Below are 16253 nucleotides of genomic sequence, written 5' to 3' on the forward strand. Positions count from 1 at the left end.
TACAGAGCAGGGTTTTTCCCGCGGTTTTTCCGGAAAATTGCTGCCGCTGGTGCTGTCAGATCGAGTCCGGCTCGGCCAGCACCGCCAGTTCTGTGCGGTCAAGGATCTGCACGCCGCCGCGGCTGATACTGACCAGGCCGGTGCGCTTCCAGGCGGCCAGGGTTTTTGAAACCGCTTCGCGGGTGGCACCGACAAATTCCGCCAGTTCGGCTTGCGACAGGGCGACGCGGCCGTCGCTGTTTTCAGGTGCCAGATACAGCAGTTTGCGCGCCAGCCGCACCGGCATCGGCAGGAACACCTGCTCGTTCAGTTGGGTGTTCATCCAGCGCATCCGCTGCCCGGCCAGCCGCAGCAGGTCGGCGGCCAGATCCGGATACTGGCGGATCTGATCCAGCACGTCGCCGCTGCGCAGGCGCAGCACCCGGCTTGGCTCGGCGGCGATGGCGGTGGCGGTGCGCTCACCCGGGTCGAACAGGGTGATCTCGCCGAACACCGCGCCGGGGCGCATCATGTCCAGCGACAGCTTGCGGCCCGAAGCAGACAGCACCGAAAATTCCAGCGCGCCCTCGGCAATTGCATAAAGCGCATCGCCTTGATCTCCCTGTTCAAATAGTACTTCGCCCTGGCGCAGGCGCACTTCAGCCGCCTGGCTTTCGAGCATCCGCCTAAGCGGGCCGGAGGCGGCCGAGAGAAAGCCGGTATCGGGCAGGCGGGTTGTCAGCATGGCCAAATCTCTTTGCGTCAGGTGCCCAGTCCGGCGGACCTTAGCAGAGGCGTGGACACCGGGGAACCGGGGAACTGAACCGGTTGGTTCAGCCCGCCACGGCGACCAGTCCCAGCTTGCGGGCGGAGGTGAGTGTCAGGGTGCCGCTGTCCAGTCCCAGTGGTGCTTGATAGCGTCGCACAGCCTTGCGGGTGGCGGCGTCCATCTGTCCGTGAACGGGCCCGCGGTAGACCCCGCGGACGGCCAGAGCGCGCTGGATTGACCGGATAAAGCCGGGCGTCATCATGGCGGGGCAGGGGATTTCTATCCAGCGCTTCTGCCGCGGCTGCACGATCTGCTGGCGGGTCTCGGTGCGGAAGATGGCGGGGCGGATGACCTGGCCGCTGCTGTTGGTTTGCGCGGGTTGAGTCAGCACCTGGCTGGTGATGGTCTCAACGACGGCGGGCGAGGTGTGCGTGCTCCAGCAGGTATCGGGCGGCGCGCCGGGCGGGGCATAGCGGCCGGCGCGGGAGACATCGCCGCCGGGCGGCGGCTGGACGCAGGCCGCCAGCAGCGCCAGCAGCAGCCCGGGCCAGAACCGGCGGCTGGTTTCGATTATGCTCGGCGTCATGCCCGGATGCCTTTGTCACTGTGCCTCTGCCGGCGCCCCTGTCAGTTCCGGGCGCCGGTGCTTTGACGGCAGGTTAGCCCAGTTCCGGCCCTTGCGCAAAGGCGGGATCATCCCGGCGGCTTTGTTCCGCCAGCAACAGGTCAAGCATCGGCGAAATGTCCTCAACCGTTTCGGCAATCACATGGGTGACGGAATGCGCCCGCTGCAGCCGCCCGGTGACGCGCAAGAGCCGGCCTGAGATCACCGCGCGGCGGAAAGCCTCGTAGATCTTGCGCCAGATAATCACGTTGACGATGCCGGTCTCGTCCTCAAGCGTGACAAAGATCACGCCCTTAGCGGTGCCGGGGCGCTGGCGCAGGATCACTAGCCCGGCGACGGTGATGCAGGCGTTCTGGGGCGGTTCCTGCAGCCGGGCCGCAGGCAGGCAGTGCGGCGGGTGCGGCCAGGGCTGGGATCCGTGCCCGCCTGCTGCGCAGGCTGCGGCAGGGGGGAGAACTGAGGCAGGGGTTGATGCGGGGGGTGAGGCGGGGGCTGGCATGAGGAAAACGGCCTTGCGGTTGAAAAATATCCGATGTGAACAAACATAGAACATTGACGCGAAAAGTCCAGCTGCGGCAGGGCGGGGTCGCAATTGGGGGTGGCACCGGCGCAGGGGCTTGGCTACACAGTCGCGCAAGTACCGGAAAAGGGAAGAGAGCTGACAATGGCAAAGATCACTTACATCGAGCACAACGGCACCAGCCATGTGGTGGACGTCGCCAACGGGCTGACCGTGATGGAAGGCGCGCGCGACAACAATATTCCGGGTATCGAGGCCGATTGCGGCGGCGCCTGCGCCTGCTCGACCTGTCACGTGTACATTGCGCCGGACTGGGTTGAGAAGCTGCCCGCCAAGGACGACATGGAAGAGGATATGCTGGATTTCGCCTATGAGCCCGATCCGGCCCGCTCGCGCTTGACCTGCCAGATCAAGGTGAGCGATGCGATGGACGGGCTGGTGGTGCATATGCCCGAAAAGCAGATCTGATGAGCGCAGGGGCAGCGGCGCGGCGTTTTCCGTTGCGCGCCCGGCCCCGTTTCGTCCACCGCGTTTGGCGGGCGATGTGTTTGGGGCTGGCCTTGGCCGGCCCGTCTGTTCTGGCGGCTGAGGGCAGGGTGGTCTCGGCGCATTACGGCGAGCCCACCACACGCTATGGCCATGCAGTGCTGGGCGATGATGCGGAATACGGCGCGCTGGTACTGAAGGTGGAAAACACCGGCTCCGGCGGGTTGTCCGCCAAGGCGGTCTACCAGAAGTCCGAAATCCTGATCCGCCTGCCGCTGGACCATGTGTTCGAGGACATCGCACCGCGGCTGGCGGATATCGATGGCGATGGCCGCCCCGAGGTGCTGGTGGTCGAGACCGATGTGGCAGAGGGCGCCCAGCTGGCCATCTATGATGCCCGCGGCGAAAAGATTGCCGCCACCCCGCATATCGGCACCCGCAACCGCTGGCTGGCACCCATTGGCGCGGCGGATCTGGATGGCGACGGGCATGTGGAAATTGCCTATATCGACCGGCCGCATCTGGCCAAAACTCTGCGTATCTGGCGGTTCAGGAACGGTGCGCTGACTGAAGCCGCCAGCACGCCCGGGCTGACCAATCACCAGATCGGCCATGACTTCATCACCTCCGGCATTCGCGATTGCGGGCAAGGACCGGAACTGGTGACCGCCAGCGGCGATTGGCGCAGGATCATTGCATCCCGTCTGCAGAACGGCAGAATCACCAGCCGGGACATCGGCGGGTTCCGGCAGGGCACGGGACTGCAGGCCGCAATGGCCTGCCGCTAAGCGCTGCCTGCGACGCGCACTGCGCGGCGCCGCGCCCAACTGGGAAGGGCATCCGCAAGGATGGGCTGGAACAGGCGGGAGTGCTTGCCGCCGCTGCCGCCCGGAAAGACAGGCCTGTTGCGCCGCGTCCAACCCGGTCTTTGTGCGGTGTTTCATATTTATTCATCACCTTTGGTTACCTTGCCCCTGACGAGCGGCGCCAGGCGGCTACCTGTCTGGGCCGGTTTTACAGGAGACAGGCGCGTGAGCTTTACACCCTATGTGTTGGGCACCGGTATCAGCGGGTGGACCTTCCTGCAGCGGACCCGCGACCAGCAGCAGGAAATTTATGAGAAGTCGCCGGTCATCGACCGGGCGCTGCAGGACTTCAATGAAAAAATCACCGGCATTCAGACGTCGGACCAGTTGCTGGATGACTACAACCTGCTGACCGTCACGCTCGGTGCCTTTGGCCTGGACGAGGATATCGGCAACAGAGCGTTCATCAAAAAGGTGCTTGAGTCCGATGTCAGCGACTCGGGGTCTTTTGTGAACCGGCTCAACGACGTCCGGTATCAGGCGCTGGCGGAAACCTTTGGCTTCAACAGTCCGGATGGTCCAACGCTTCCCACCGCCAAGGCGGGCGCTGAATTTGCCAGTGTCGCCTCGCCAGATGATTTGCTGGCAAACGGCACCCTGCTGCGCAAGGCGCTCGGCAATGTCGGGATGGAAGGGTTTGAAAATAATCAGTTCTTTCTGCAGAAAATTCTGGAATCCGACTTGGAAGACCCGAATTCCTTTGTTAATAAACTGAGCAATCCCAAATATACCGAGTTTGCCCAGCAATTCAGTTTCAACAAGCCGCCGGTGTATGAAAACAGCATTCAGGCGTTGGTTGGGGAATTCAACGAGCACACCGAAGGCCTGCAAAGCGCGGATGATCTGCTGGAGGATAAGCATCTTCTGCAAGCCGTCATCGAGGCCTTTGGCCTGGAAAGTTCCAATCCCGTTTTTCTGCGGCGCGTTCTGGAATCGGATACCACCGACCCTGACTCCTTTGTGAATCAGCTGGAAGATAAAAGATATCTTGCCGCGTCCGAAGCATTTGGATTCGGCTGGCCCGATATCAATGAGTTCACCGACCCAGACCAGCTTCTGTCCAATCCGCCGCTGCTGGAAAGCGCGCTGGACACATTCGGGCTTTTTGGCAGGGACGAAGCCGAGCTGCGCCAGATTCTGGAATCCGATCTGTCAGACCCGAACTCCTATGTGAACCAGCCGGAAAATGCTGCTTACTATGACTTTGCTGATGCGTTCCAGAACGGCTGGCCGGATCATGTCAGCAAGATGCAGGTGTTTTCTGATGACATCACAGACAAGCTGGGCACCTTCTCCGATCCAAGGCAGCTGGTCTTTGATATAAGCTTGTTTAATGCGACGCTGGATATCTTTGGCCAGAGCAAGCGGAGCCTGGATTTTGACACCGTGATCCGCGCCTTTGAATCTGACCTGTCGTCCAGCACGTCATATGCAAACTTGCATTACGACACCGGCCTGAAGGCCATGGCTCATGCTTTTTCCTTCAATGGGGGAGAAACCGGCCGGGAGTATCCCGAAGGCTTTGCCGAGCAACTTTCCGAGCTTTACACCACCCGCCAGTTTGAAATTGAGATCGGTGAGAGCGATCAGAACATGCGCTTGGCGCTGGCCTTTGAGCGCGAGCTGCAAACCGTTGCTGATGCAGGCGGCAGCGAAGATGCCCATTGGTACGGTATTCTCGGTTCCCCGCCGCTGAAATCGGTTTTTGAAACCACATTGGCGCTGCCGTCAGGTTTCGGCCAGCTGGATGTGGACAGGCAGGTGGAGGAAATGAAGGAGCGCTCGTTTGCTGCATTTGGGACCACCCATCCTGCAGATTTTCTCGAAGCCGGAAAACTGGATGAATTCCGCAACAGGTTCCTGATGCTGGCAGATCTCAACGCACCTTTTAACACTGGCGTCAGCGATCCGATTTTGTCGCTGTTCTGACCCGCCGGGTGCGCTTTGGCCTGTGGAGCGGCAATTGTTTCGACCGGCTCAGAAAGCTGGCGCCATAGCGTCACGCGCATGGTGATACCGGTCACCCTGCTGCAGCCGGGATAAGCGCCTTCTGCGGTCTTGATAAATCCCAGCCGGTCGAACCTGCGGTGGTTTTCCACAAGTTCGACCCTCGTCTGCAACTCAAGCGCCGGCAGGCCAAGATCCCTGGCTCGCTCTGCCGCCAGGTCCACCCTCTGCCTTGCCTGGGCCGATCCGCGTTGGGCCGGATCGACTGCCAGTTTGCCCAGATACAGGCAGTCCGTCTGTGATGTCAGGAATATGCAAGCCGCAGGCAGGCTGCCGGCCAGATAGCGATCCTTCATTGATCCCCCGTCAGCCGGTGCATGGAAGACAGCGGATCAATGCGCCCGTTGATATAGGCAAAGCTGCGCCGGATCAGGGCCTGCACGCCGCGGATCGTCAGCATTGACCCGGCGGGGCTGTTTCACAGCTGGGCCACCCGGAGGGCGGGCCGGAAATACTCCTGGCTGGCCAATGGCAGAAGGCAAGCGGTGCAGACGGCATGAGAAGCCGCAGAGAGGGAATGGTACGGCATGCCGCTTCTCCTGCAGATACTGGCCTTTGCCGCTTTGGACGGTTCTCATTGCTTCGCTGCATCCCGCTTCTGGCTGGTGTCCAGAGTACCGCAATGCTCCGGTCAGGAAGACTGCCGGCTGGTGGAACAATACCGCCGCGCCGGGCGCATTTGCGCCCGGCCACGCCCAACTGAGACTGTCAATCTGCGATTGACTGGAAACAGGCGGGAGAGCCGCCGCCGGGACAGATGCTCAACCCAGCGCGCGCCAGCCGATGTCGCGGCGGAAAAACCCCAGCGGCCAATCAACCCCGTCAACCATCGCATAGGCACGGTCGCGGGCCTCCTGCAGGGTTTCACCGCGGGCAGTTACGTTCAAAACCCGACCTCCAGCTGCCAGCACCATGCCGTTTTCAGCCTTGGTACCGGCGTGGAAGACCATGTTGCTGCTATCCTCGGGCAGGGCCTTCAGCCCCTTGATTTCCGACCCTTTTTGGTAAGATCCGGGATAGCCCTCAGCCGCCATCACCACCGTGATCGCATGATCGTCGCCCCAGTTCACCTGCGCCTCGGCCAGGCGGCCCTCAGCCGCAGCGTGCATCAGGTCCAGCGCCTGCGCGCCCAGCCGCATCATCAGCACTTGGCATTCCGGATCGCCAAAGCGGACGTTGTATTCCACCAGCCGCGGCTGCCCGTCCTTGATCATCAGACCGGCATAAAGCACGCCCTGATAAGGCATGTCGCGCTCAGCCATCACCCGCATGGTGGGCTTGACGATCTCGTCCATCGCGCGGGCTTCGATCTCGGCGGTCAGCACCGGTGCCGGGGAATAGGCACCCATGCCGCCGGTGTTGGGGCCGGTGTCGCCTTCACCCACGCGCTTGTGGTCCTGGGCTGAGCCGATCGCCAGCACATCCTCGCCGTCCACCAGGACGAACAGCGATGCCTCTTCGCCTTCCATGAACTCCTCGATCACCACCTCGGTGCCGGCCCCGCCAAAGGCGCCGCCGAACATGTCGTCGATGGCGGCGATGGCTTCTTCTTCGGTCATGGCGATGATCACGCCTTTGCCGGCGGCCAGCCCGTCGGCCTTGACCACAGTGGGCGCGCCGTGTTTGCGCACATGCGCCTTGGCGGCTTCTGCATCAGTGAAATGGCCATAGCCAGCGGTGGGCGCATTGGCTGCATCGCAGACTTCCTTGGTGAAGCTTTTGGAGGCTTCCAGCCTGGCCGCCGCTTCCGAGGGGCCAAAGACCAGCAATCCCGCCTCGCGCAGACGGTCGGCCACCCCTGCGGCCAGCGGCGCCTCCGGGCCGATGATCACGAAATCGATGGCGTTGTCTTCGGCGAAACCGGCGACCGCGCCGCCATCCTCGATGTCGAACGATGCGCAATCGGCGATTTGCGCGATCCCTGCATTGCCCGGCGCCACGATCAGCTTGTCGCATTTGGGGTTTTGCATCACCGCCCAGGCCAATGCGTGTTCGCGCCCGCCACTGCCAAGGATAAGGATGTTCATCTGCGTCTACTCCGATCTGACTGAGCCGAGAGGCGCCCCGGTCCTGTCTGGGGCTTGCCTTGCTTGCGGCGGGTTCTATGCTGCGCGCGAATTCAAAACAAGACCAGCCGCAAGCCGCAGGAGAGCTGCCCCGCAATGTCCGACCTGTTTGATGATCCAAAACCGGGGCAGAACGCGCCCGAATTCACCGTTTCGGAACTCTCCGGCGAGGTGAAGCGCACGCTGGAGGGCACCTTCGGCCGCATCCGGGTCAAGGGGGAGGTCGGGCGGGTGTTCAAGGCCCGCTCCGGGCATTTGTACTACGACATCAAGGACGACCGCTCGGTGCTGGCCTGCACCACCTGGAAAGGGCAGGTTTCCAGCCTGTCGGTGGTGCCCGAGGAGGGGCTGGAGGTGGTCGTCACCGGCCGGCTGACCGCATTCGGCGCCCAGTCCAAGTACAACATGAATGTGGACGAGGTTGCGGTTGCGGGCCAGGGGGCGCTGATGGCGCTGCTGGAAAAGCGCAAAAAACAGCTGGAGGCAGAGGGGCTGTTTGCCCCGGAACGCAAGACACCGCTGCCTTACCTTCCGCAGATCATCGGCGTGGTGACTTCGCCGTCGGGCGCGGTGATCCGCGATATCCTGCACCGGCTGCGCGACCGTTTCCCGCGCAAGGTGCTGGTCTGGCCGGTGGCTGTGCAGGGGCAGAATTGCGCGCCCGAGGTGGCCCGCGCCATCGAAGGATTCAACCGCCTGACGCCCGGCGGCGCGCTGCCGCGGCCCGATCTGATCATTGTCGCCCGCGGCGGCGGCTCGATCGAGGATCTTTGGGGATTCAACGAGGAAATCGTGGCGCGGGCTGCGGCGGCCTCGCAGATCCCGCTGATCTCGGCGGTGGGGCATGAGACGGATACCACGCTGATCGACTTTGTCTCCGACCGCCGGGCGCCGACCCCGACTGCGGCGGCGGAACTGGCGGTGCCGGTGCGGCTGGAACTGATGGCCTGGGCCGAGACCCAGGGCGCGCGGCTGATCCGCGCCGCAGGCCAGGCGGTGCAGCAGCGGCGCCAGCGGCTGAATGATCTGGCCCGTGCGTTGCCCAAGCCCGACACGCTGCTGGAAACCCCGCGCCAGCGGCTCGACCGGATTTCCGACCGGCTGCCGGGCGCGCTGATCTCCGGTGTGCAGCGCCGCCGGGTGCATCTAAGCGAAACTGCCGCCTCCCTGCGCCCCTCCACCCTGCGCCAACTGGTGCAAGGCCGCCGCGACCGGCTGCAAAACCTGTCCTCGCGCCTGACCCTGCGCCCGATCCAGCGCGAGATCACAGCCCGCAAGGACGCGCTGGACCGACTGGCGCAGCGGTTGGATGCGGCGCAGTCGCTGCGTCTTGACCGCCAGCGCCAAAACCTCTCCGCCGCTGGCCGCCAGCTGGAGATCCTCAGCTACAAGGCCACGCTGGAGCGCGGCTATGCGGTGGTGCGTTCGGGCGCCGAGATCCTCACAACCAGGGCCGCCGCGGCCAAGGGCGGCCCGTTGCAGATCGAATTTGCCGACGGCATGCTGGACCTAGAGGAGGGCATCGCGGAACCTGGTTCCCAGACCGCTGCTGCGAAACCGTCCGGCGGTGGTCAGGGCTCGCTGTTCTAGCTTCTTTCTGGTCTGAAATACCCAGCCCGCCTCAGACGCCAACGTCCGGGCCGTAGCACAGCATGTCCTCGCCGATGTCTTCGGCCTCGTATAATTCGGTCGAGGCCGGGTCATCCTCAAACCGGGCGGTCAGCCCGCCGGGGGTGAGTTCAAAGCTCCAGCACTGCGGATCGCCCCGGTTTTCATAGACAAAACAGATCCGGCCTGCGTCTTCATACCAGCTGCCCTCCTGGCATCTGCCGTCCAGAAAGGACCAGATCACCCGGCGTCCGGGCAGATAGCGTTCCACCCCGTACATGCTGCCGCCAAAGCCATAGAACAGCGTGCGGCCCTGGGTATAGCGGTCGAATTGCTCGGCGTTCAGCGGCTCGGCAGCACACAGCGGCCCATTGAGGGCGGCAACCAGGGGAATCAGCATCAGACAGCGCATGGGTTCACTGTGCCAGAGTGTCCGGGTCCGGGCCAAGGGAAACACGCAGGCTGCAAAAACGGGCAGCAAACGGGCCGTAAAGCGGAGCGGCGCTGCCAGGCTCCCGCTTGGTCACCTTTGACCCGGCGCCTGTCTTGCAGCCAACTGGCACAAACGGGCAGGGAGGTAGGACTTTGATGATGCAATTGACGGCGGCAGGGGCAGCACTCTGCGCCGCCGGGTATTTGGGCCTGACCGCCCAGCCGCCCGGTATTCTGCGCAGTCTGGCAAAAACCGCAGCGGTTGCGCTGCTGGCTCTTGGCGCCGGGCTGGCGGGGGTGCCGCTGCTTCTGGTACTGGCGCTTGGTCTTTGCGCGCTGGGGGATCTGTTCCTGTCGCGCGGCGGCGAACGCGCCTTTATCGCCGGTGTGGGGGCTTTTGCCGCTGGACATCTGGCTTATGCGGCGTTGTTCCTGACCCGGCCGGACAGCGATCCTGCCCGGCTCATGCACATGCCGGCTGCGGGGATTGCTGCCGGGCTGCTGGTTTCGGGCCTGATCATGGCGCGCGTTCTGGCGCCGCGGGCGGGCGCGCTGAAGGGGCCGGTGCTGGCCTATATCCCGGTCATCCTGGGCATGGGGGCGGCGGCGCTGACCCTGCCGTTTGGCACCTGGGTCTTTGCCGCGGCTTGTGCCTTCATGCTGTCGGATATGATCCTGGCGGCGGAAACCTTTGTCCTGAGCGCAGAGCATCCGCTGCTGCGGATCACGCCATATGCGGTCTGGGTGCTGTATTGGGGCGCGCAAGCCGGGTTTCTGGCTGCATTTTCCTGAACCTGGCGGTGCCTTGCGCTTTGCACTCCGGGTAAATCCGCATTAGGTGGGGTGCAGACCCTTTTGCGGAGACCAAGATGGCGTTTTTCTCAAAGCTCAAGGAGCGGCTGTTCAAATCCTCCTCCAAGCTCGAGCAGGGGCTCGATGCGATTGTCGAGGAGGGGGCGGACAGCAGCGCGGCGGAGGCCGGGGAGGCCCAAGTTGAGGCCCTGGCAGAGTCCCCGGCGGTAACGCCGGAGCAGCCTGCACCTGCACCGGTTCCGCAACCGGACCCTTTGGCCGAGCCGGAACCTGCGCCCGAAGCTGCACCTGAACCCGCGCCTGCACCGAAGCCGGCTGCTGCTTCTAAACCTGCCCCCGCGCCGCAGCCGGCATCGGAGCCTGAGAAAAAATCCCCGGGCCTCTTGGGCCGCCTGATGGGCCGCACCGTTGCTGCTGAACCGCGCCGGGCGCTGGATGACGGCATGCTGGAGCAGCTGGAAGAGCTGCTGATCGCTGCTGACATGGGGGTGGACACGGCGCTGCGCGTGACCGCTAACCTGGCCGAGGGGCGGATGGGCAAGAAGGTTTCCAGCCGCGAGATCAAGGAGCTGCTGGCGCAGGAAGTCGCCCGCATCATGGAGCCGGTGGCCAAGCCGCTGCCGATCTACGCCAAACGGCCGCAGGTGGTGCTGGTCGTGGGGGTCAACGGCTCTGGCAAGACCACTACCATCGGCAAGCTGGCCAGCCAGTTCAAGGGCGCCGGCAAGAAGGTGGTGATTGCCGCAGGCGACACATTCCGCGCCGCGGCTGTCGAACAGTTGCAGGTCTGGGGCGACCGTGCGGGCGTGCCGGTTCTGACAGCACCGGAAGGCTCCGACCCGGCCTCCTTGGCGTTTGACGCGATGACCAAGGCCCAGGAAGACGGTGCCGACCTTCTGATGATTGACACCGCGGGCCGGTTGCAGAACCGCGCCGACCTGATGGAGGAACTGTCGAAAATTGCCCGGGTGATCCGCAAGAAGGACGAAACAGCACCGCATAACACTCTGCTGGTGCTGGATGCGACAACTGGCCAGAACGCGCTGAGCCAGGTGGGCACATTCCAGAAGCTGGCGGATGTCTCAGGCCTGGTGATGACCAAGCTGGACGGCACCGCCAAGGGCGGCGTGCTGGTGGCGCTGGCGGACAAGTTCGGCCTGCCGATCCACGCCATCGGTGTGGGTGAGCAGATCGACGACCTCGCCCCCTTCGATCCCGAGGAGTTCGCCGCCGCTCTGACTGGTTTGGAAAAGTCCTGATCCATATCTTCTTCTGGCCGGAAGTATCCTCCGGGGGACCGGGGGTGGAAAACCCCCGGCGCCTTCCTCCTGCGTAAAGGCGGCTGATTTGAGCGAGTGGCTGATCTCCCTGGAAGGCACCGAGGCCGGGCATCAGACGGCGCTGTTTCTGGCTATCTGGGCCGCGTTCCTGCATGCGGTCTTCGGCGCGCTGCAGAAGGGGCGGCATGACCCCTGGCTGTCGCGCGGGGCGATTGATTTTTTCTACTGTGTGATGGCGGCGCCCTTTGCGCTGTTCGTGGTGCCTTGGCCGGAGCCGCATATGTGGCTGATCTTCGCTGTCGCCTGGGGGATCCACGTCTTCTACAAGCTGTTCCAGGCGCTGGCCTATACCAAGGGCAGCTACACCGTGGTCTACCCGGTGGTGCGCGGGACCGGGCCGCTGTTCACGGTGATCGGCTCCTTCTTTCTGTTCGGCGAAGTGTTCACCCCGGTGCAATGGCTGGGGGTGGCGGTGCTGCTGGCCGGGATCTTCGGCCTGGCGGCGTACAACTACCGCTACCTGACGGTGAACCGCGACACGCTGGTGCCGGCGCTGGTGCTGGCGGTGATCACCGGGTTGTTTGTGGCGGGCTACACCACATATGACGCCTATGGCATCCGGGCGACCGCTGATCCGTTCACCTTTCTGGCGTGGTTCTTTATGATCGACGGGCTGGTGTTTCCGGTGATTGCCTTGACCCGCTGGCGCAGAATGCCCGCGCCGCCGGCACCTGGGCCGCTGATGGTCCGTGGTTTCTTTGGCGGGCTGGTCGCCTTTGCGTCCTTTGGTGCGATCATGCTGGCCACAAGGCTGGACAAGGTCGGAGAGGCGGCGGTGCTGCGCGAGACCTCCACCGTGTTTGCCGCCCTCATCGGCTGGCTGGTGCTGAAGGAAACCGTGGGGCCGCGGCGGATTGCCTTGATGGCTTTGATCGCGCTGGGCGCCGTGATAGTGGAAATTGGCGGCTGAGGCCGCGCGCAGAACTGACAGGAGGCCCCATGGCCGCAAAGAAGATCAACCCGACCCTGAAGATGCTATTGGAATTGGGCCCGATTGTTCTCTTTTTCATTGGCTATCTGAAGCTGAAGGATGAGGTGTTTCTGATCGGCGGCCATGAGTACAAGGGCTTTATCGTGATCACCGCTGCGTTTATTCCGCTGATGGTGGCGTCCACGCTCGCCCTGTGGAAGCTGACCGGGCATCTGTCGAAGATGCAGTTTGCGACCCTGGTGCTGGTGGTGCTGTTTGGCGGCATGTCGGTGTGGTTCAACGACGACCGGTTCATCAAGATGAAGCCGACGATGCTGTATCTTCTGTTCGGCGGGCTCTTGGGCATCGGGCTTATGCGCGGGCAAAGCTGGCTGAAGGTGGTGATGGAGGAAGTCATGCCGTTGCAGCAGGAGGGCTGGATGATCCTGACCCGGCGGCTGTGCGTTTTTTTCTTTGGCCTGGCGGTTGCAAACGAGCTGATCTGGCGGACCCAAAGCACCGACACCTGGGTTTATTTCAAAACCTTCGGCCTGCCGGTGGCGATGTTTGCCTTCTTCATGATGCAGGGGCAGCTGTTGCAGAAATTCGGGATCGAAGAAGAGGCCGGACCGGCGGAGTAATCTGCGGCTGAAAGGGGGGGCTCCCGTGCCTTTGCCCCTCATCCAAGATGAGGCACAAAGCCTTGGGCCGGGCAGCGCACCTGCGGTGCGCTGCGGCATCGCTTCTTTCTGGTCTTAAATACCCGCGCCGCAGGCGTCCTTTTTTGCATCAATTGCCAAACAACACCTGCTGCGCCTTGGTGTCCGAGCGGTCGCCGCGCAGCTCCGCATGCAGCGCCCGGCCCGCAACCACACCAGGGCGGGACCACATCAGCTCCAGCCAGCGGGCGAGATGCGGTTTGTCCTCCACTACCTGCTGCTGGCCTTCCCACAGCGAGGCCCAGGGCCAGATCGCCATATCAGAAATTGTGCAGTCCGGTCCCGTCACATACTCATTCTCCGCCAGCTGCCGGTCCAGAACGCCGTAAAGACGGGCCACCTCGTTCCGGTAGCGGTCTTTGGCATAGGGCAGATCCTCGGGCGCGTATTTCAGGAAATGATGCGCCTGGCCCGCCATTGGCCCGACCCCGCCCATCTGCCACATCAGCCATTGATCCACCGCCAGCCGGGCGCGTTCATCCGCGCCATAGAACTGCCCGGTCTTGCGGGCGAGATACTGCAGGATGGCGCCGCTTTCGAACAGGGAAACAGGCGTGCCGCCGGGGCCGCCCGGGTCGATGATTGCGGGCATCCGATTGTTGGGGGAGATGTTCAGGAACTCCGGCGCGAACTGATCGCCATTCGTGATGTCGACCAGAGAGACATCATAGGGCAGGCCCATCTCCTCCAGTGCAATGGAGATCTTCCAGCCGTTCGGTGTGGGCCAGTAAAAAAGCTGGATCGGCTCCCGCATGGTCGTCCTCCGTCAGAATGCCCGGCCACAGGAGCACGGGCAGCGGCGGTAAGGCAAGAGGCGGCGCCGCTCACATCCGTGTGACTGGCGAAGACGCTGCCGCTTGACCGAATCCCGCAATATGCGTAAAGCCCGGACATCACATCGTGGCGATTTGTTACCGGATTGCGGGCCACGTTAAACACTCCCGCTAAAGAGGTCAGGACGTGAAGGACCCCCTTTCGCTTGGCCGATTGGGGTTTTTTTATGCGCGACAGGCGCGAGGAGACAGAAGATGAGCGACAACTGGAACAGCCGCACCAAGCTGGTTCACGCAGGCACCCGCCGCAGCCAGTACAACGAGGTGAGCGAAGCGATCTTCCTGACCCAGGGCTTTGTCTACGAGAGTGCCGAGCAGGCCGAGGCGCGGTTCATCGAGACCGGCCCGGATGAGTTCATCTATGCCCGTTACGGCAACCCGACCGTCGACATGTTCGAAAAGCGCATAGCGGCGCTGGAAGGGGCGGAGGATGCCTTTGCCACCGCCTCCGGCATGGCGGCTGTCAACGGCGCGCTGACCTCGCTGGTGAAAGCGGGCGATCACATCGTGTCGGCCAAGGCGTTGTTTGGATCCTGCAACTACATCCTGGCGGATGTGCTTGGCCGCTTCGGGGTCGAGGTAACCTTTATTGACGGCACCGATCTGGATGCCTGGCGGCAGGCCGTGCGCCCTGACACCAAGGCGGTGTTTTTTGAGTCCATGTCGAACCCGACACTGGAGGTGATCGACATTGCCGCGGTTGCAAAGATCGCCCATACAGCGGGCGCCACGGTGGTGGTGGACAATGTGTTCTCGACCCCGGTGTTTTCCCGCGCGATCGAACAGGGCGCCGATGTGGTGATCTATTCCGCAACCAAGCATATCGACGGCCAGGGCCGGGCGCTGGGCGGGGTGGTGCTGGGCACCAAAGATTTTATCCGCGGCACGCTGGAACCCTATATGAAGCACACCGGCGGCAGTCTCAGCCCGTTTAATGCCTGGGTGATGCTGAAGGGGCTGGAGACGATTGACCTGCGGGTCAACGCCCAGGCGGACAGCGCCCTGAAAATCGCCGAAGCGCTGGACGGCCATGCAGCGCTGGCGCGTACCATCTATCCGGGTCTGAAAGGTCACGCGCAGAACGCATTGGTGCAGGCTCAGCTGGGCGGCAAGGGCGGCACCGTGCTGTCGCTGGACCTGAAGGGCGGCAAGGACGCGGCGTTCAAGTTCCTGAACGCAATGACCATCCCGGTGATCTCCAACAATCTGGGCGATGCCAAATCCATCGCCACCCACCCGGCCACCACCACCCACCAGCGCCTCAGCGATGAGCTGAAGGCGGAGCTGGGTATCACGCCCGGCCTGGTACGCTTTTCAGTCGGGCTGGAGGACGCAGACGACCTGATCAACGACCTGAAAGCGGCGCTGGAGGCGGCGCAGGGCTGAGGCGCGCACGCCGTCTGTTTCTTTCTAGTGGGAAAAATCTACCGTGTTGCTTTGTTCGATACTTTCCCCATTCGATCTTCAGCAGAGTAGCCGTTCGTCTTTCGCGCAGCGGAATCAACGAGAGAGCCCTTTGCAGCCGTTCGTCCCATGGCATTCTTTTGCACATGCAGTACGTCGCAATCGGTTCCTTCCTGCCATTCCGTTTTGGAAACGCAACGGCAGGAAGGAACCGGCATTTTGGTTTCAATGACTACACGTAGTCAGGTGCATCCAACGTTTTACCGCTCATAGTGCCTTCGATAGCTGCGACATAGGCTTTGGCAGTATCCGCAGCTGACAGGCCAGAACTTGCGTCCATGCCCATCATTTCCATGGTCTCTTTGACAAAGACCGGGCTGACGGTGTTGACGCGCAAGCCGCGGTCCAGTTCCAGTGCGGCAGCCTTGGAAAATGATTCCAGAGCACCGTTGGCGATGCTGATCACCACAGAACCCGGCATCGGATCGCGGGACAGAATGCCAGCAGTGAGCGTGAAGGAACCGCCTTCAGTGATGTGGTTCCCGCCGACACGGACAAGGTTGATCTGGCCCATCAGCTTGTTGCAAAGCGCAAGGTCGTAAGCCGCGTCGTCCAGCTCGTTGAAGGGCGCAAAACCGGCAAGCCCGGCGGTGCTGATCACGGCGTCAACGGTGCCGATGGCCTGGAACATCGCCTCGATGGAGGCTTTGGAACCGAGATCGACCTTCACATCACCGTCGCTGTATCCGGCGCTGATGATTTCATGGTTGGCCGAGAGGGCATTTGCGACTGCGCCGCCGATGAGACCGGTTGCGCCTACGATAAGGATTTTCATGGATTTTCTCCGATATTGAAGGGCTTCGCGTTGCCGCGTTC

General features: G+C 62.9%; 16 protein-coding genes, 1 pseudogene and 1 riboswitch. Of the genes and pseudogenes, 9 read left to right on the plus strand and 8 right to left on the minus strand.

What is annotated here, in order from left to right; genetic code table 11:
• Positions 1–55: 55 nt before the first annotated feature.
• From K3555_RS06290 to K3555_RS06300, 3 genes are all read right to left on the minus strand, one after another.
• A complete protein-coding gene (locus K3555_RS06290) occupies positions 56–724 on the minus strand; it encodes a Crp/Fnr family transcriptional regulator (protein WP_129370322.1) in 669 nt (222 codons plus the stop codon).
• 88 nt (positions 725–812) lie between these two features.
• Entirely contained in the window at positions 813–1334 is a 522-nt protein-coding gene (locus K3555_RS06295; RefSeq protein WP_260007802.1) for a peptidoglycan-binding protein, read from the minus strand.
• 73 nt (positions 1335–1407) lie between these two features.
• Positions 1408–1872, minus strand: coding sequence for an OB-fold nucleic acid binding domain-containing protein (locus tag K3555_RS06300; protein ID WP_260007803.1), 465 nt, complete (start codon positions 1870–1872; stop codon positions 1408–1410).
• Between the two features lie 165 nt (positions 1873–2037).
• On the opposite strand from K3555_RS06300, the gene K3555_RS06305 reads away from it, so the two are divergent.
• The 3 genes from K3555_RS06305 to K3555_RS06315 all read left to right on the plus strand — a co-directional run bounded on the left by K3555_RS06305 (position 2038) and on the right by K3555_RS06315 (position 5174).
• Positions 2038–2361: a 2Fe-2S iron-sulfur cluster-binding protein gene (locus tag K3555_RS06305; protein ID WP_259991138.1), complete on the plus strand. Its 324-nt coding sequence runs from the start codon at positions 2038–2040 to the stop codon at positions 2359–2361.
• Positions 2361–3167 (plus strand): VCBS repeat-containing protein, encoded by an 807-nt coding sequence (locus tag K3555_RS06310; RefSeq protein WP_260007804.1) that lies wholly within the window; start codon positions 2361–2363, stop codon positions 3165–3167. The genes K3555_RS06305 and K3555_RS06310 overlap by 1 nt, the downstream gene beginning before the upstream one ends.
• 84 nt (positions 3168–3251) lie before the next feature.
• Positions 3252–5174 (plus strand): DUF1217 domain-containing protein, encoded by a 1923-nt coding sequence (locus K3555_RS06315; RefSeq protein WP_260007805.1) that lies wholly within the window; start codon positions 3252–3254, stop codon positions 5172–5174.
• Between the two features lie 194 nt (positions 5175–5368).
• Here K3555_RS06315 and K3555_RS24790 read toward each other — a convergent pair.
• Together K3555_RS24790 and purD are read right to left on the minus strand one after the other, a co-directional pair.
• Positions 5369–5548 (minus strand): annotated as a pseudogene (locus tag K3555_RS24790) (GNAT family N-acetyltransferase); the annotation flags it as partial.
• A 465-nt stretch (positions 5549–6013) separates the two neighbouring features.
• A complete protein-coding gene (purD, locus tag K3555_RS06325; protein ID WP_260007806.1) occupies positions 6014–7279 on the minus strand; it encodes a phosphoribosylamine--glycine ligase in 1266 nt (421 codons plus the stop codon).
• Between the two features lie 135 nt (positions 7280–7414).
• Between purD and xseA the strand changes: the two genes are divergently transcribed.
• Positions 7415–8908 carry an exodeoxyribonuclease VII large subunit gene (gene xseA / locus K3555_RS06330; RefSeq protein WP_260007807.1) on the plus strand — a complete coding sequence of 498 codons (1494 nt, stop codon included), beginning with the start codon at positions 7415–7417 and terminating at the stop codon, positions 8906–8908.
• Positions 8909–8939: 31 nt separating this feature from the next.
• Here xseA and K3555_RS06335 read toward each other — a convergent pair whose 3' ends face one another.
• The gene (locus K3555_RS06335; protein WP_409201677.1) at positions 8940–9326 is read right to left on the minus strand and encodes a hypothetical protein; all 387 of its coding nucleotides are present in this window, start codon (positions 9324–9326) and stop codon (positions 8940–8942) included.
• 191 nt (positions 9327–9517) lie between these two features.
• On the opposite strand from K3555_RS06335, the gene K3555_RS06340 reads away from it, so the two are divergent.
• The 4 genes from K3555_RS06340 (at position 9518) to K3555_RS06355 (ending at position 13062) form a co-directional block, all read left to right on the plus strand.
• Positions 9518–10150, plus strand: coding sequence for a lysoplasmalogenase (locus K3555_RS06340; RefSeq protein WP_409201691.1), 633 nt, complete (start codon positions 9518–9520; stop codon positions 10148–10150).
• Positions 10151–10227: 77 nt separating this feature from the next.
• Positions 10228–11430: a signal recognition particle-docking protein FtsY gene (ftsY, locus tag K3555_RS06345; protein WP_260007810.1), complete on the plus strand. Its 1203-nt coding sequence runs from the start codon at positions 10228–10230 to the stop codon at positions 11428–11430.
• Between the two features lie 88 nt (positions 11431–11518).
• Positions 11519–12421: a DMT family transporter gene (locus tag K3555_RS06350; RefSeq protein WP_260007811.1), complete on the plus strand. Its 903-nt coding sequence runs from the start codon at positions 11519–11521 to the stop codon at positions 12419–12421.
• A 29-nt stretch (positions 12422–12450) separates the two neighbouring features.
• A complete protein-coding gene (locus K3555_RS06355) occupies positions 12451–13062 on the plus strand; it encodes an inner membrane-spanning protein YciB (RefSeq protein ID WP_259991156.1) in 612 nt (203 codons plus the stop codon).
• Between the two features lie 148 nt (positions 13063–13210).
• Here K3555_RS06355 and K3555_RS06360 read toward each other — a convergent pair whose 3' ends face one another.
• A complete protein-coding gene (locus K3555_RS06360; protein ID WP_260007812.1) occupies positions 13211–13894 on the minus strand; it encodes a glutathione S-transferase N-terminal domain-containing protein in 684 nt (227 codons plus the stop codon).
• A 136-nt stretch (positions 13895–14030) separates the two neighbouring features.
• Positions 14031–14109, plus strand: a riboswitch (SAM riboswitch).
• 59 nt (positions 14110–14168) lie between these two features.
• On the opposite strand from K3555_RS06360, the gene metZ reads away from it, so the two are divergent.
• The gene (gene metZ / locus K3555_RS06365; protein WP_260007813.1) at positions 14169–15359 is read left to right on the plus strand and encodes an O-succinylhomoserine sulfhydrylase; all 1191 of its coding nucleotides are present in this window, start codon (positions 14169–14171) and stop codon (positions 15357–15359) included.
• 250 nt (positions 15360–15609) lie between these two features.
• Here the strand turns inward: metZ and K3555_RS06370 are convergent, their stop codons facing one another.
• Positions 15610–16212 (minus strand): short chain dehydrogenase, encoded by a 603-nt coding sequence (locus K3555_RS06370; RefSeq protein WP_260007814.1) that lies wholly within the window; start codon positions 16210–16212, stop codon positions 15610–15612.
• Positions 16213–16253: the final 41 nt, after the last annotated feature.

This window comes from Leisingera sp. M527 (assembly GCF_025141525.1).
Taxonomy (GTDB): domain Bacteria; phylum Pseudomonadota; class Alphaproteobacteria; order Rhodobacterales; family Rhodobacteraceae; genus Leisingera.

Coding starts and splice junctions, on each gene's coding strand:
- K3555_RS06340 (WP_409201691.1), top strand. CDS start 9,518: ATGCAATTGACGGCGGCAGGGGCAGCACTCTGCGCCGCCGGGTATTTG.
- K3555_RS06305 (WP_259991138.1), top strand. CDS start 2,038: ATGGCAAAGATCACTTACATCGAGCACAACGGCACCAGCCATGTGGTG.
- K3555_RS06370 (WP_260007814.1), bottom strand. CDS start 16,212: ATGAAAATCCTTATCGTAGGCGCAACCGGTCTCATCGGCGGCGCAGTC.
- K3555_RS06290 (WP_129370322.1), bottom strand. CDS start 724: ATGCTGACAACCCGCCTGCCCGATACCGGCTTTCTCTCGGCCGCCTCC.
- metZ (WP_260007813.1), top strand. CDS start 14,169: ATGAGCGACAACTGGAACAGCCGCACCAAGCTGGTTCACGCAGGCACC.
- ftsY (WP_260007810.1), top strand. CDS start 10,228: ATGGCGTTTTTCTCAAAGCTCAAGGAGCGGCTGTTCAAATCCTCCTCC.
- K3555_RS06295 (WP_260007802.1), bottom strand. CDS start 1,334: ATGACGCCGAGCATAATCGAAACCAGCCGCCGGTTCTGGCCCGGGCTG.
- K3555_RS06335 (WP_409201677.1), bottom strand. CDS start 9,326: ATGCTGATTCCCCTGGTTGCCGCCCTCAATGGGCCGCTGTGTGCTGCC.
- xseA (WP_260007807.1), top strand. CDS start 7,415: ATGTCCGACCTGTTTGATGATCCAAAACCGGGGCAGAACGCGCCCGAA.
- purD (WP_260007806.1), bottom strand. CDS start 7,279: ATGAACATCCTTATCCTTGGCAGTGGCGGGCGCGAACACGCATTGGCC.
- K3555_RS06360 (WP_260007812.1), bottom strand. CDS start 13,894: ATGCGGGAGCCGATCCAGCTTTTTTACTGGCCCACACCGAACGGCTGG.
- K3555_RS06310 (WP_260007804.1), top strand. CDS start 2,361: ATGAGCGCAGGGGCAGCGGCGCGGCGTTTTCCGTTGCGCGCCCGGCCC.
- K3555_RS06300 (WP_260007803.1), bottom strand. CDS start 1,872: ATGCCAGCCCCCGCCTCACCCCCCGCATCAACCCCTGCCTCAGTTCTC.
- K3555_RS06355 (WP_259991156.1), top strand. CDS start 12,451: ATGGCCGCAAAGAAGATCAACCCGACCCTGAAGATGCTATTGGAATTG.